Source organism: Flavobacterium sp. UBA4854 (genome assembly GCF_002399805.1).
In the GTDB taxonomy this organism is placed as follows: domain Bacteria; phylum Bacteroidota; class Bacteroidia; order Flavobacteriales; family Flavobacteriaceae; genus Flavobacterium; species Flavobacterium ginsengisoli.
The window spans coordinates 32,117-46,668 of record NZ_DHEI01000100.1; the positions used below are offsets into that span (position 1 = coordinate 32,117).

Genomic DNA, 14,552 nt, shown 5'->3' on the forward strand with positions numbered 1-14,552 from the left:
CAAAATAACAGAAATGCTACACATAAATTTTCAAGTAAAAAGTCTCCAATATATAATTAGGCTTTTTTCTATTGAAAATAGGCAAATTCATTACTGTACTATTTTGTTATATAGAAGCTATAATACTCTCATATCAAGTATATAAATACACTAGAAAAGGTGACTGATAAAACCAAAAATCATTTTCGCTTAGAATTCCACTAAATGCAATTATATGCTATAATTTACTTCTTGGGCGCTTCTGCTTTCTTAAGCTTTACCTTATCACCAGAGTTAAGCTCTTTAGAAACTGTTGTATATGGCCCTGTAATAACAATATCGCCAGGTTTTAAACCAGACATCACTTCGATGTTAGTGTCGTCTTGAATTCCAGTTTTAATGATTCTAATCTTAGCCTTATCTCCAACTTTGACAAAAACACATTCGAATTTTTTATCGCTTTTTGGAGCTGCTTTTTTATCTTCATTTGGATCCTCAACCTTAAAATCTTTTACAGCCGTAGTGTCCGATTTTACTACAACAGAACTAATTGGCACTGCCAAAACATTGTTTTTTGTTGTTGTAATAATATCAACCGTAGCAGTCATTCCAGGTCTAAAAGGAGAATATGTACTTGGTTTTCCTTCTAACAAATCTTGATATGAATCTTTCAGAATACGAACCTTAACTTTAAAATTTGTTACCTGATCTGATGTTAATGTTGTACTTGCCGAATTAGAAATACTAGTCACAACTCCCTTAAATTTCTTTTTTAAGTAAGCATCGACTTCAACATTTGCTTCATCTCCTATTTTAATTTTTACAATATCATTTTCATTTACATCAACTTCAACCTCCATGTTGTTTAGGTTTGCAACACGCAAAAGCTCTGTTCCTGCCATTTGCTGTGTTCCTAAAACTCTTTCTCCCAATTCTACATTCAATACAGAAATAGTTCCGTCTGCAGGAGAATAGATCGTTGTGCGTCCTAAATTGTCTCGAGCCTCTGTAACAGATGCCGAAGCACTTTGAACATTGTAATAAGCGCTTTGTTTTGTAGCTTTTGCAACTTCAAAAGTAGAAATGGCTTTATCCCAATCTGATTTTGAGATTACACCTTTATCATACAAAATTTTATTACGCTCGTAATTTGCTTTTGCTTCTTTAAAACTGGCGTCAGATTGAGTAAGGCTTGCTTTTGTTCCAGCTAAATTTGCAACAGATCTTTCTAATCCTGAGGTATATAAGTCGGGATTTATTTTCACTAATAAATCACCTTTTTTAACCACTTGCCCCTCTTTTACATTTAAAGAAATAATCTCGCCCGATACCATCGAAGCTATTTTAATTTCAATTTCGGGTTGAATTTTACCTGTTGCAGAAACCGTTTCAACAATTGTTGAAGCTGTCACTTTTGCAATTTCCACTTCTTTTCCTTCGTCTTTATTCCCTATTACTCCAGTCTTAGAAAGGACAACCAAAGCTACAATAAGAATTACTGCAACTATTAATAAGAAATAAACAGTTTTTTTTTTCATAATGAATTATTTTGTAATAATTGGAACGATTGGAATTCCGAAATAAAACTCTAATATTTTAATTTTAAACATGTAATCATATTTTGTTCTAATTACATCAGACTGTGCATTAGTCAATAATGTTTGAGCTTGTGTGAAATCAAATGAGTTCATTAAACCAACATCATATTTTTCTTTTGCATAATTGTAAGCCTGCTGTCTTGCTTCTAAAGTTACAGTAGAAGATTCGTAAGTATTTAAAGCTCCTCTTGCATCTGTAAAAGCAGTATAAACGTTACGTTGCAAATCTAAACTTTTTTGCTCTAAATCTATTTTAGATTTTTCTAAACTTACTTTATTACGTTCTACATTATTACGGGCAGAGAAACCATTAAAGATAGGAACAGAAAGCTGGAATCCGAAAGATTGTCCCTTATTATCGTTAAACTGATCGAAAATTGGATCTGCTTTTCCTAAAACAGGAACATAATTATTTTGCAAAACAGCTTGATTAGTTCCTTCAACAAAACCAATTTGAGAAGTTGGATTTGCTGTATTTGGTGTAGATCCAGTTATAACATCAGAATAACTCGCTCTGGTATTAAAGCTATAGAAAGCGCTCAAAGTTGGCTGATATGCTCCTTTGGCAATAGCAACGTTTTTCTCTGCTATTTCAAGATTTGCCTGCGCTAATTTTAGCTCTGTTCTTGTTTCTTTAGCTTTATTATAAATGTCAATTGGACTTTGAGCCAGGATGTTATTTTCATCCATTGCATTAGTATCGTCTACTACATCAAAATCTGCAAATTCTTTTAATTGCAAAAGTTGCGCTAAACTCAATTTAGAGATTAACAAATTGTTTTCAGAAACTGCGATATTTTGTTTATCTGTTGCTACAGTTGCTTTCAAATCAAATAAATCCCCACGCGGAATGGTTCCTGCATTTACCATTTCTTCAGAACGGGCAAATCTTTTCTCATCGATTATTAACTGTTCTTTTTTTACTTTTAAATCTTCTTTATTAGATAAAATCAGTAAAAACGCACTGGCAACATTGAGAGAAATATCTTCTTGCATTTTTAACAATTGATACTGCGAAGCAATAATTGACAATTTCGCTTTTCTAAGGGTATTTTGATTCTGAAGACCTTTATAGATATCTACTCCAGCATTTAATCCTACAGAAGAATATTGTGTAGTTGAATTACGTAAAATACCGGTTGTAACATCCTGGTTCAAACCAACGTTCCAAGAGTGAGAAGCGCTACCATTTACAGAAGGAAGGTATCTTCCATATGCCGCTTTCTTATCTATATCGGCATTTTTCAAGTCCAATTCAGACTGTTTGATTGTGATATTATTTTCGAGTGCATATCTAACACACTCTTCTAAAGTCCATTGCTTTGATTGCGCCTGTCCAGTTAATCCGAAACCGAATAACATTGCAAAAAACAGACTATTATATTTGTTTATTTTCATATACTTTTAATGAAAGCGCAGTAAACCGAACTACGCAAATTTAACGTTTTTTAAAACCAAAAAAGATTCTTAAACTTTCAAACTAAATTATTTTTTTTCTCCTTCATTGATTAAGCCTTGATTCCAGATTTTAATTTTATCTGTGTCCTTTATACCGCTTTTAACTTGAACATAGATTCCGTCACTAACCCCAAGAACCAAATCTCTTCTTTGAAATTTCTGTGGAGCAGTTTCAACTTCTACATAAGGCTTTTGTGTTTTTTTGTCAAATTGAACCAAAGATTCTTTTAGTGCTAGAACTTTGTCTGCTTTCTCCAAAATAATTGAAGCATTAGCGCTTAAACCAGCTCTAATAAAAGTATCATCTCTGTTAATCATTTGTGCTTTTATTTCAAACTGGATAGCACCATTTTCTGTAACTCCTTTTGGTGCAATATAATTTAAAACTGCATCAAACTTTTTGTTTTCGATAGCACCAATTGTAATCTCAATTGGCATTTTTTCTTTAATTTTTCCAACTTCAGATTCATCGATTTTTCCGATAAAAATCATTCTTCCAACATCGGCAACACTTGCAATTGTAGTTCCTTCGTTAAAGTTATTACTTTCGATAACTTGGTTCCCCACTTTTACAGGAACATCTAGCACCATTCCATTAACTGTAGAACGAATTAATGTATTGGCATAACTACCCAAAGAAGAAGTTGTTCCTGTTTTAACAATATCTAATCCTTGTTTTGCTGCCAAATAGTTTTGTTTTGCTTGGTTATAAGCCAACAATGCAGCATCATAATCATTAGCAGAAATTACATCTTTCTCAAATAATGTTTTTTGCCTTTTATAGATTTTTTCCTGATTATCTAGTGCTATTTTAGCTGTCTGCACTTGATTCTGCGAACTGCTTACATTCGAAACATTTGCTACAACTCTAATTTTAGCAATCATATCACCAGCTTTGATTTTTTCTCCAGCTTTAATATACACTTCTTCAATAATACCCGAGATATTTGGTTTAATTAAAACCTCTTCGTCAGGCTGAATATTACCTGTCGCAATAGTATTTTTTACGATAGTTTTAATTTCTGCTTTTTCCGTTTTAAATACAATCGGCGATTCTTGATTTTTAGCATACAAATAGTAAAGCGCGCCAAAAAAAACAATTGCAATAAATATTAAAATGGTAACGGTTACTCCTTTTTTCATTTGTTTTTGGTTTAATCGATTTTATTTTGATTGATAATTTATTCTGTTCTTAATGCATCTACGGGCTTAATACTAATAGCGGTCTGCGCCGGAATAAAACCTGCAAGCAATCCTGATCCTACTAATATTAATAATGCCACAAATACAACTCTCAAATCTACACTTGGATTGGCAAACATGGTGTTGCTTCCTGGTGGCATAGAATCTAACGCCATATTTAAGAGTGCTATAATTCCTGTTGCAACAGCAATTCCGAGCATTCCTGAAATGATTGTTAAAAATATAGATTCTAATAATATTTGTCCTCTAATTGCTCCAGGAGTTGCCCCTAAAGCTCTTCTGATTCCGATTTCTTTTGTGCGTTCTTTAACCACAATTAGCATGATATTGGAAATCCCAATTACGCCCGAAATCAAAACTAATGTTCCAACAAAGTAGGCAATCACTTGAAGGATGTTAAATAGACTTTGCACTTTATTAAACTGTTCGTACAAATCAAAATTTCCAACCGCACGATCATCTGTTGGATTAACAGAATGTAATGCTTTAATTATTTCTAATATTTTTGGTTTTAAATCTGTTATAGATGAGTCATCATTTGCTGTAAGCGCCATCCAGCCCACTTTGTCTCCATAATTAAAAGCCTGTTGAAAAGTTGTAAATGGTATAAATATATTTTTTTGATCCTGTTCTGCATTACCTCCTTGCTGTTTGGATTTATAAACTCCAACCACCATAAAGTTTATGCCGTTAATTTTAATATAAGTTCCTATACATTCCTCTTCTTTACCATAAAGTTCGCTAATAACACCTTTACCAATTACAGCAACTTTTCTTCTTCCTTCAATATCCTGTTGATTTACAAAACGGCCTTTAATAATATCCATTGGCTGTTGCTTAATCAACTCCGGATAATCTCCATAAACTGTAAAAGCAGAAGTTTTAGTTCCTCTAACGACATTATTGCTTCCGTTAAAATCTCCTAGCTGGTTTCTAGGAGAAACATACAACAAATCTGGAATAGCTTGTTTTAATGCCGCAACATCACTATTTCTAAAATCGTAACGTCGTGTTTTTGGCAAACCTTTGTAGGCCTTTGATGTTGTCTGACTCCACATAAACATAGTATTTGTCGCAATGCCATCAAAACCCTTTTTTACACCGTTTTCAAGTCCTTTTCCTGCAGCAAGCAATATCACCAAAATGAATATTCCCCAAAACACTCCAAAAGCAGTCAGAACTGTCCTGAATACATTTGCTGTTAAAGCCTGTAATATTTCGTCCCAATTATCTTTACTAAACATGATTATTCGTCTCTAAGTGCTACAATAGGTTTAATTTTGGCTGCTCTGTAAGCTGGGAAAAATCCCGCCATTGCTCCTGCAAAAACAAGTAATACCAAAGTAGTTAAAGCAACACTAAAATCTACTTCAGGATTTCTGAAATATTCACTTTGAACCATCGGTCCAACAAATTCCAACAACATAAGGCTTGCCAATAAGCCGACAAAACCTGCAATGGTCGTAATAAAAATCGATTCATGAAGAATCATTGTAATAATAGAAATAGGTGAAGCTCCAAGCGCTTTTCTAATTCCAATTTCTTTTGTTCGTTCTTTTACAATAATAAGCATGATATTACTAACACCAACCACACCTGCTATAATTGTACATATACCTACCCACCAGAAAAAGAGCCTGATATATAAGTTTAAATCGTAAAACTGCTTAGCATCTTTAACAGAGTTATACACTCCTACACCACTGTCATCATCAGGAGCCACCACATTTTTACTCTTTAACAAGTCTTTTAAATCTTGTGTGAATTTTTCTGATTGAGCCAAAGCTTCATCGTAATCGTTTGTCTTTTTTAGGGTAAAAAACAAGTTGCTAATTTTATCTCCACCACCAAATGTTTTCTGAACTGTAGTCAAGGGCAAATAAGCACGTGTCTCTTCTCTTTCTCCTCCTGGATCTGTAAAAACACCAACTACTTTGAAGTTAATATTATTAATTAGGATCTCCTCTCCAATTGCCTCTTTATCTTTAAGCAAATCGGTTTTTAGTTTCATCCCAATAACCGCGACTTTGGCGTTACTTTCTAAGTCTTTAGCATTTATATAACGGCCTTGAACTATGGTCAAATTCTCTATCCCACCATAATCTGGATTCACACCTCTAAACTGATAACTACCCGATTCTTTACCGTAAGAAAAAGGTTGTCCCCAATAATTATTTGTAGAAGCCCTTAAGTCTAGTTTGTCTTCAAATTTCTGTACCGATTGATTGTAATCACTATTTCGAAATTGAATTTGTCTTCCTGGATTTAATCCTTTGTACTCCTTTGTAGTTGTTCCAGACCAAACCTCAATAATACCAGCCGCATCACGTTCAAATTGTTTTTCAATTCCGTTTTGAAGCCCTTTACCTGCACCAAGCAGAATAACCAAAATAAAAATTCCAGAAGCCACAGAAATTCCCGTTAAGAATGTTCTTAAACGATTTTTAGAAATGGCTTCAAATATTTCCTGCCAACGTTCAATATTAAACATAAGACGAAGCTCTAACTTGTTCTACTTTTTTATCATCGATAATTAATCCATCTTTTAGGACTACATTTCTTTTGCACATTGCCGCAATATCAGGTTCGTGTGTAACAATTAAAATTGTTTTTCCTTCGTCGTTAATCCCTTGTATAAGCTCCATGACCTCATAAGAAGTTTTGGTATCAAGAGCTCCTGTTGGCTCATCTGCAAGCAATACTTTCGGATTTGAGGCTAATGCTCTCGCAATAGCAACACGTTGTTTCTGACCTCCAGAAAGTTCGTTTGGCAAATGGTGAGCGTGAGTTCCTAAACCTACCTTTTCCAAATACTTCATTGCTATTTCGTAACGTTCCTTTCTTTTAATACCTTGATAATATAATGGCATTGCAACATTATCTAATGCTGTCTTGTAATTTATCAAGTTAAAAGATTGAAAAACAAAACCTAAAAATTTGTTACGATATTTTGAAGCAATCGTTTCGTTTAATTTCTTTATAGGTGTTTTGTCTAAAATATAACTTCCAGAATCCGCTTCATCCAAAATTCCTAAAATATTAAGAAGTGTTGATTTTCCTGAACCTGATGACCCCATGATTGCAACTAATTCTCCTTCTTCTATATTAAAATTTATTCCTTTTAACACATGTAATTCCGAACTTCCCATTTTATAGGATTTGTGTAAATCTTTTATTTCAATCATGGTATTGTTAAATTTTTTAGACAATAATAACATTTTTATTAAGTAATTTATGATAATAAAAAGTTAATAATTATGTTACCTATTTTGTATTAGACTTCCTTTTTTACTTATTGTTACACTTTTTTAATAAAATATGATTGTTTTTGTAATTTTACCTTGTCTAAAAATTCATATTAAAATGAAGCTTACTTCTATTATTTCAATGTTTTCGGTGCTTGCCGTATTAACAAGCTGTTCTTCAACTTCAAAATTAGAAACATTAAAACCTGAACCAGACGATGCCAGTCCGCTCGTTTATGACAGTAGTCCATCATTCATCAACCTTCCGATTACGATAAAACTAAGCGATATCGAAAATCAAACAAATTCTCTTCTTAACGGAGTGATATATGAAGACAATAACATCGAAGACGATGATATTCAAATTAAAATCTGGAAACAGGCTCCTATCAAAATTCAGAACGATCCATCAAATCCGAACAAAAGAATTAGAACCATTTTGCCGCTTAAAGCGAATATCAAATATAGAATCGGAACAAAAAAAATGGGGATAGAGTTGTACGACGTTAGAGAATTCAACCTAAACGGAGTTATAACTTTATCTAGCGAAACAACTTTAAGCAATTGGAAATTAACTACAAAAACGGAGTTCAAATCCCTAAATTGGAATGAAAGCCCAACAATGACCATATTTGGTAAAAATATGCCAATTACTTATTTAATAAATCCAGCTATTTCTATTTTTAAAAGCAACCTAGAAAAAGAAATTGACGGGGCAATTGAAAAATCTATGGACTTTAAGCCTAACGTTCTTCAAGCGGTTGAAAAAATCTGTACTCCTTTTCAAATGAGCGACACATATGAAAGTTGGCTTCGTATTGTTCCTATTGAAATTTACTCAACAAACGCCAAGCTTAAAAACGATTCTTTTATTCTTGACATGGGGATGAAATGCAACATGGAGACCATTGTTGGAAAACAACCAGAATCTAAATATAGTGCAAACAAAATTGCTCTAAAACCAGTTGCCAAAATTCCAAGCCAGATTTCTGCTAATATTGCCGCTATTTCAAGTTATGTAGACGCGTCTAAGATTATGACCAAAAATTTTGCTGGTCAGGAATTTGGTTCAGGAAGCAAAAAAGTCACAGTGAAAAATGTTTCAATCTGGCATAAAGACGGAAAAATGGTTATTGCATTAGACGTTTTAGGATCTATAAACGGAACTATTTATTTAAACGGATTTCCATCATATAATCCTCAAACGAAAGAAATTTATTTTGACAAATTAGATTATGTTCTAGATACTAAAAGTAAATTAATGAGAACTGCAAACTGGCTTGCACAAGGATATATTTTAAGAAAAATGGAAGAAAACTGCCGCTATTCGATTCAACCAAATCTTGAAGAAGGCAAAAAGAGTATGGCGGGTTACTTAAAGAATTACTCTCCAATGCCAGGTGTATTTGTCAATGGAAAAATGGAAGACATTCAATTTGACAAAATACAGTTAACCAACCAGGCAATTATAGCTTTCATTAAAATAAACGGAACTGTAAACGTCTCAGTAAACGGACTTAAATAAAAAAAAAGCAGTGTAAATTACACTGCTTTTTTCTTTTTAGAATACATTCGATAAATCAAATATCCAATTATTAATACGAGTAAATAAGGAATAACCATTAAGTAAACAATTCCATCATTTACTGCTTCAGCCTTTTTTATATTAGAATCTCCTCCTAAAGCTGCGCGACACATCGCACATTGCGCATTGGCAGAAACTCCAATAAGGAAAAAACAAATTCCAAAAAACAAAACTTGGAACTTGGATTTTACGATTTGAAAATTATTTTTTTTAGTAAACATAATATGGTGAAATCATTAAGTAAACCACTACTCCTGTTACTGCAACATACAGCCAAAGCGGAAAAGTGATTTTAGCTATTTTTCTATGTCTGTCAAAACGCTGAGCAAGCGCTCTTACATACGTTATTAAAACAAGCGGAATAATAGCAATCGACAATAAAATATGTGTTACAAGAATAAAGAAATAGATATAACGTATAGCACCTTCTCCACCAAATTTAGTAGAATCCGAAGTCATGTGATACGCCACATACATTACCAAAAATGCAACAGACAAAGCAATAGCCAAAGTCATTAATCGTTCGTGAAGTTTCTGGTTTCCATTTTTTATAGCCAAAACAGCAGCAACCAAAACTACAGCTGTAAAGCCATTAATTGTAGCATAAATTGGAGGCAACATTGACAATGGCTCGACATTGTAGCCAAAATCCTTAAGCTTAACCCCAAACAAAATTGCTACTACAACCGGAATTACAATTGAAACTGCAATAATAAACTTGTTATATTTTTTCTCTAAAGTATTATCTTCCATTATTCTGCTAATAAAATTTTAATATCCTCTTGAATATCACGTACACCTTTTTTATCTAAACCATCGTAATAAATGTTCGGATTTCCGAACTCGTCTTTTCTGCAACGAATATTTCCGTCTTTATCAATCAAAGCAAACAAACCTGAGTGCTCAAATCCTCCACTCACTTTATCATTTTCTCCTGCATAAAGATTAAAACCTTTATTTGACAGATCCATAATAACATTTCTATCTCCAGTCAAGAAATTCCAGTTTGAAGATTTCACTCCCAGCAATTTAGCATGATCTTTTAAAACTTGCGGAGTATCATGTTTTGGATCGATTGTAATAGAAACAATTCCAAAATTAGGATTGCCAAAAAAAGTCTTTTCAATCTCCAACATGCTCATGTTCATCTTTGGACAGATTGAAGGACAAGTTGTAAAGAAAAATTCCAAAACATAAACTTTTCCTTTATACGTTTCATTTGAGATTTTGACATTGTCCTGGTTTGTCAATTCAAATTTTGGAGCTGGACCAATTGTCAAAAGCTTAGTATCTTTTGAAGTTTTTGCCCCCACATTATCCAAACGATTTCCTTTTACAACGTCACCGTTTTTAACTCGATCAACAATTTTAGGAATAGCGTAAATCCCAAAAATCAGAATGATAAAAGAGATTCCGATATATGATTTGTTTTTAAACATATAAAAATGATTTTTAAAGTTGCTTTGTAGCGTTATGATTCTTTTTTAATGCTGCGCGGTATTCGTATAAAATGATCTTGAAATCATCCAGCATTTCATTACTCAACTCAGATGGATGAAAAGTATCATATCCTTCTTTATATTCTTTTGGATCTTTTCTTCCTCTTAGATTACGTTCTTTATCGATGATATAAACATTGGAAGTTCCAAGATCTCCATTTAATTTTTCTTTTAAATGCAAACCGTTGTAAAATTTCTGAATATCCTCTTTTGGAGCAAATACAAAATTCCAATTTTTAACATCGGTAAAAGGAGATAATGCATCAACAATTTTTTGCGCTTCTTTCTCCGTTCCTATTGGGCAAAGAACAACAAACTGAAGATCTTCAAAACCATTATAACGTTTGTAGATCTTCTCATTCAAATTAAAATAGTTACCTCTATTTTCAAGAATGTTTGTACCGGCAAAACCTAGCACCGTAATCTTTTTATCAAGGGAGATTTTTTTTCCGTTTAATGAATTCCAATCCCCAAAATCGGCTACTTTGGGAGTTATTACCGGAAGAGTTGTAAAACTATTTACACCAGAAGCAAAAAACAAATACGCTACAATTGGCAATACAAAAAGTACAAAGAGAACTATATTTTTTTTCATTGTATTAACGGAGAATTATTGAGGTACAAAAATAAAAAAAGCTCCGTTAATCGGAGCTTCTTTTCGAATTAATATCATGTTAAAAATTCCATTTAATAGTAGAATCTTTAAAAACCCCATAAATATAATGTCCTTCTGTTAACAGAATAAACAATAAATATAAAACTAGGAAGATAACAGGAGAAACTACAGACCATCTAAGGCTGCTTTTTTCACCTTCCATGTGCATAAATGCCCATACAATATAATATGCTTTGAAAACTGTAAGGATATAGAAAATCCAGTTTAACAGATTTAAACCAACAAAATGAGTAAATTCTAATGCTCCAGGTTTGTAGATACCTAAGATAACTTCAACTGTAGTAACTACTGAAAGTAATCCGAAAACAAACCAGATTCTTTTTGTATTTGATACGTGCTCGTGTGACATAATAATTAAATTCTAAAATTAAACTAGGTAGAAAACTGTAAATACAAATACCCAAACTAAATCTACGAAGTGCCAGTATAATCCAACTTTTTCTACCATTTCGTAGCTTTTTCTTTTCTCGTAAGTACCTAACAATACATTAAAGAAAATAATGATATTGATAATAACTCCAGAGAATACGTGGAATCCGTGGAAACCTGTAATAAAGAAGAAGAAATCAGCAAATAATTTATTACCGTACTCGTTTCTGATCAAGTTAGCACCTTCTACTACATATTTAGCAGTAGCTAAATGTTTTTCAGACTCTTCTCTTGATAAGATTGTTTTCTGTTTTTTATCTGTAAGTTTTTCTGTTCTAATTAAAATTTCAGGGTGAGCTTTAAAACCAGCCTGAACTTCAGCAACTGTATAAGTAGGAAGAGATTCAGCATCTTCCATAAACCAAGTTGAATGGCTTCTAGTTAAAGCTTCTCTTTGTTCTGGCAATTTAACAGCAAAATCAGCTAAAGCTACTCTTTTACCATCTTTGTCCACAAACTGAAGTAAGCTACCTCCAACTGTTTCAACTGCTCCGTATTCACCTTTAATGAAGTTTTTCCATTCCCAAGCTTGAGAACCAACGAAAATTAAACCTCCAATAATAGTTAAAAACATGTAAATTGCAACTTTTGTCTTTTTCAATTGGTGTCCTGCGTCAACAGCTAGTACCATTGTTACAGAAGAAAAGATCAAAATAAAAGTCATTAATGCTACATAATACATTGGAGCCGCAACACCATGCATAAATGGGAAGTGAGTGAACACTTCATCAGCCAAAGGCCAAGTTTCAATAAATTTAAATCTAGAAAAACCATAAGCTCCTAGAAATCCAGAGAATGTTAAGGCATCTGATACGATAAAAAACCACATCATCATTTTACCATAACTTGCTCCTAAAGGCTCATTGTGACCGCCTCCCCAAGTTTTTTCGTCGTTGTTTGCAGTAGTAACTGTCGCTCCCATAAAAGATATTCGTTAAAAAGTTCCCAAATTTACGTTTTTTTCTTATTTAAAGAAATATAAAAATAAAAATAAATATACCCATAATAAATCCAAAAAGTGCCAATACATCGCACCTAGTTCTATACCAAGAGTTTGAGTCGAATTGTATTTTTGTTTAAAATGATTATAAATTATAATTAAAAGTGAAATTAATCCGCCAGCTAAGTGTAACAAGTGTGTAACTGTTACAACATAAAGAAAAGTTGTAGTAATTGAACTACCTTCTCCCGTAAAGTAATACCCTTCAGAAACGATTTGTCCAAATCCTTTGAATTGTAATACCACAAATAAAACTCCTAAAGCCAAAGTTCCAAGAAGCAATCCTGTAACTGCGTTTCTATTGTCTTTCTGAATAGCTTTTTTTGCTAAATAAAAAGTAACGCTGCAAGCAATAATTACTGCAGTGCTCCAATAGAATGCCGAAGGAAGTTCAAAATTCTTCAACCAATCTGCTCTTGATTTGCTTACCACAAATGCACTTGTTAAACCAGCAAACATCATGGTCATACTAACCATTGCAAAAAGCAGAATCAGTTTTGCTGATTTTGACTTTCTTACTTGTTCTTCATTTGTTTTCAATGTCATTTCCATAACAACTATCTTAAAAATTTATCTACTATAAATACAATTTGTAAAAGCGAAATATACGAAACGCTTACAAGCATTAATGTTCTCGCTGCTTTTGCGGTTCTTAACTTATACAAACGAACTGCATAAAAAAGCATCCAAATCCCTAATAGAAACACTAAAACTGCTGCAATTGGAGAAATAAATAATTGCCCTGTAAAACCTAATACAGGTAATAACGATGCTATGATAAGCCAAATTGTGTACAATATGATTTGCAACGCAGTTCCTTTGTCTTTTTTACCTGTTGGAAGCATAAAAATTCCTGCCTTCTCATAATCTTCATACAAAAACCACCCGATAGACCAGAAATGAGGAAACTGCCAAAAGAATTGAATTAAAAATAAAGTTCCTGCTTCGATACCAAATTCACCTGTTGCTGCTACCCAGCCTAACATAAACGGAATTGCTCCAGGAAATGCTCCAACAAAAACTGATAACGAAGTTACTGTTTTTAAAGGTGTATAAACGCTTGTATATAAAAATATAGAAATTGCAGCAAACATTGCCGACTTGGCATTTATTGTATAAAGAAGTGCAATACCAATAATAGTAAGCAGACTCGCCACTAACAAAGCTACTGTTGGAGACATACGCCCAGAAGGAACTGGACGGTTTTTGGTACGATCCATTAAAGAATCGATATCTTTTTCTATTACTTGATTAAAAGCATTTGAAGCTCCTACCATGCAGTAACCTCCAACAGCCAAAACAGCCAAAACACTCCATTTAAAAGGATGCTCTGAATCTACTCCCAATAAATATCCAGCAATAGAAGAAAATAACACACTAATAGCTAAACCAGCTTTAGTAATCTCTTTAAAATCTAGAAATATTGATTTGAGTGATAATGTATTTTTTGCAGCGTTCAATACCGTTGTATTTTGTGTATTTTTTTTGAGTGGTGCAAATGTACAAATTAGATTGTAGAATTTAAGCCTATAAAATTAGATTTTTTTCAATAAAACCTATACAAATTAAGATCTCAGCATTCTTTAACACTATTATTTCGAAAAATCTTATTAAAAACTAGTAATCAAAATACCAGTTGAAAATATCCGAACGTAATCCGATACTAAACCAAGTAGTACTTTGCTTAAAAGTTGTTGCTGTTTCTTGTGTCGGATCAAAATTTCTATAGATTAAACTTCCAAACAGCTTCAAGTTTGTCATCGGGTTAATTAAATATCCTCCTTGAATATCAGCAATAAAAACATTGGTTTTGTTTCCTTGTCCAATTTTTACACCTGTGTCATATGGGCGGTTTACATCGTAGCTTTTATAAATATTAC

General features: G+C 32.8%; 15 protein-coding genes and 1 pseudogene. 1 reads left to right on the forward strand and 15 read right to left on the reverse strand.

Annotated features, from left to right (window positions below):
• Window positions 1-224: 224 nt before the first annotated feature.
• From B3J44_RS14955 to B3J44_RS14980, 6 genes are all read right to left on the reverse strand, one after another.
• Window positions 225-1,517 carry an efflux RND transporter periplasmic adaptor subunit gene (locus tag B3J44_RS14955; RefSeq protein WP_286969305.1) on the reverse strand — a complete coding sequence of 431 codons (1,293 nt, stop codon included), beginning with the start codon at window positions 1,515-1,517 and terminating at the stop codon, window positions 225-227.
• A 6-nt stretch (window positions 1,518-1,523) separates the two neighbouring features.
• Window positions 1,524-2,975 (reverse strand): TolC family protein, encoded by a 1,452-nt coding sequence (locus tag B3J44_RS14960; RefSeq protein ID WP_198854467.1) that lies wholly within the window; start codon window positions 2,973-2,975, stop codon window positions 1,524-1,526.
• Window positions 2,976-3,062: 87 nt separating this feature from the next.
• Window positions 3,063-4,178, reverse strand: coding sequence for an efflux RND transporter periplasmic adaptor subunit (locus tag B3J44_RS14965; RefSeq protein ID WP_198854468.1), 1,116 nt, complete (start codon window positions 4,176-4,178; stop codon window positions 3,063-3,065).
• Between the two features lie 38 nt (window positions 4,179-4,216).
• Window positions 4,217-5,482: an ABC transporter permease gene (locus B3J44_RS14970; protein WP_198854469.1), complete on the reverse strand. Its 1,266-nt coding sequence runs from the start codon at window positions 5,480-5,482 to the stop codon at window positions 4,217-4,219.
• A gap of 2 nt (window positions 5,483-5,484) precedes the next feature.
• On the reverse strand, window positions 5,485-6,729 hold the full coding sequence (locus B3J44_RS14975) for an ABC transporter permease (protein ID WP_198854470.1): 1,245 nt from the start codon (window positions 6,727-6,729) through the stop codon (window positions 5,485-5,487).
• Window positions 6,722-7,423, reverse strand: coding sequence for an ABC transporter ATP-binding protein (locus B3J44_RS14980; RefSeq protein WP_286969314.1), 702 nt, complete (start codon window positions 7,421-7,423; stop codon window positions 6,722-6,724). Before B3J44_RS14980 ends, B3J44_RS14975 begins: the two co-directional genes overlap by 8 nt.
• Window positions 7,424-7,601: 178 nt before the next feature.
• On the opposite strand from B3J44_RS14980, the gene B3J44_RS14985 reads away from it, so the two are divergent.
• Complete coding sequence (locus B3J44_RS14985) at window positions 7,602-9,008, forward strand: DUF4403 family protein (RefSeq protein ID WP_286969317.1); 1,407 nt, start codon at window positions 7,602-7,604, stop codon at window positions 9,006-9,008.
• A 17-nt stretch (window positions 9,009-9,025) separates the two neighbouring features.
• On the opposite strand, the gene B3J44_RS14990 is transcribed toward B3J44_RS14985, so the two are convergent.
• From B3J44_RS14990 to B3J44_RS15030, 9 genes and pseudogenes are all read right to left on the reverse strand, one after another.
• Entirely contained in the window at window positions 9,026-9,289 is a 264-nt protein-coding gene (locus B3J44_RS14990; protein WP_278019555.1) for a hypothetical protein, read from the reverse strand.
• Window positions 9,279-9,821 carry a DUF420 domain-containing protein gene (locus tag B3J44_RS14995; protein WP_286969321.1) on the reverse strand — a complete coding sequence of 181 codons (543 nt, stop codon included), beginning with the start codon at window positions 9,819-9,821 and terminating at the stop codon, window positions 9,279-9,281. Before B3J44_RS14995 ends, B3J44_RS14990 begins: the two co-directional genes overlap by 11 nt.
• Window positions 9,821-10,507: an SCO family protein gene (locus B3J44_RS15000; RefSeq protein ID WP_286969324.1), complete on the reverse strand. Its 687-nt coding sequence runs from the start codon at window positions 10,505-10,507 to the stop codon at window positions 9,821-9,823. Before B3J44_RS15000 ends, B3J44_RS14995 begins: the two co-directional genes overlap by 1 nt.
• A 13-nt stretch (window positions 10,508-10,520) precedes the next feature.
• On the reverse strand, window positions 10,521-11,162 hold the full coding sequence (locus B3J44_RS15005; protein WP_286969326.1) for a hypothetical protein: 642 nt from the start codon (window positions 11,160-11,162) through the stop codon (window positions 10,521-10,523).
• A 79-nt stretch (window positions 11,163-11,241) separates the two neighbouring features.
• Window positions 11,242-11,592, reverse strand: a complete 351-nt coding sequence (locus B3J44_RS15010; protein WP_198854477.1) for a cytochrome C oxidase subunit IV family protein — start codon at window positions 11,590-11,592, stop codon at window positions 11,242-11,244.
• A gap of 18 nt (window positions 11,593-11,610) precedes the next feature.
• A complete protein-coding gene (locus tag B3J44_RS15015; RefSeq protein WP_286969327.1) occupies window positions 11,611-12,594 on the reverse strand; it encodes a cytochrome c oxidase subunit 3 in 984 nt (327 codons plus the stop codon).
• A gap of 42 nt (window positions 12,595-12,636) precedes the next feature.
• Window positions 12,637-13,224 (reverse strand): cytochrome c oxidase subunit 3, encoded by a 588-nt coding sequence (locus B3J44_RS15020; RefSeq protein WP_198854479.1) that lies wholly within the window; start codon window positions 13,222-13,224, stop codon window positions 12,637-12,639.
• Between the two features lie 5 nt (window positions 13,225-13,229).
• Window positions 13,230-14,132, reverse strand: a complete 903-nt coding sequence (gene cyoE / locus B3J44_RS15025; protein WP_198854480.1) for a heme o synthase — start codon at window positions 14,130-14,132, stop codon at window positions 13,230-13,232.
• Between the two features lie 157 nt (window positions 14,133-14,289).
• Window positions 14,290-14,552, reverse strand: a pseudogene (locus B3J44_RS15030) (gliding motility protein RemB); the annotation flags it as partial.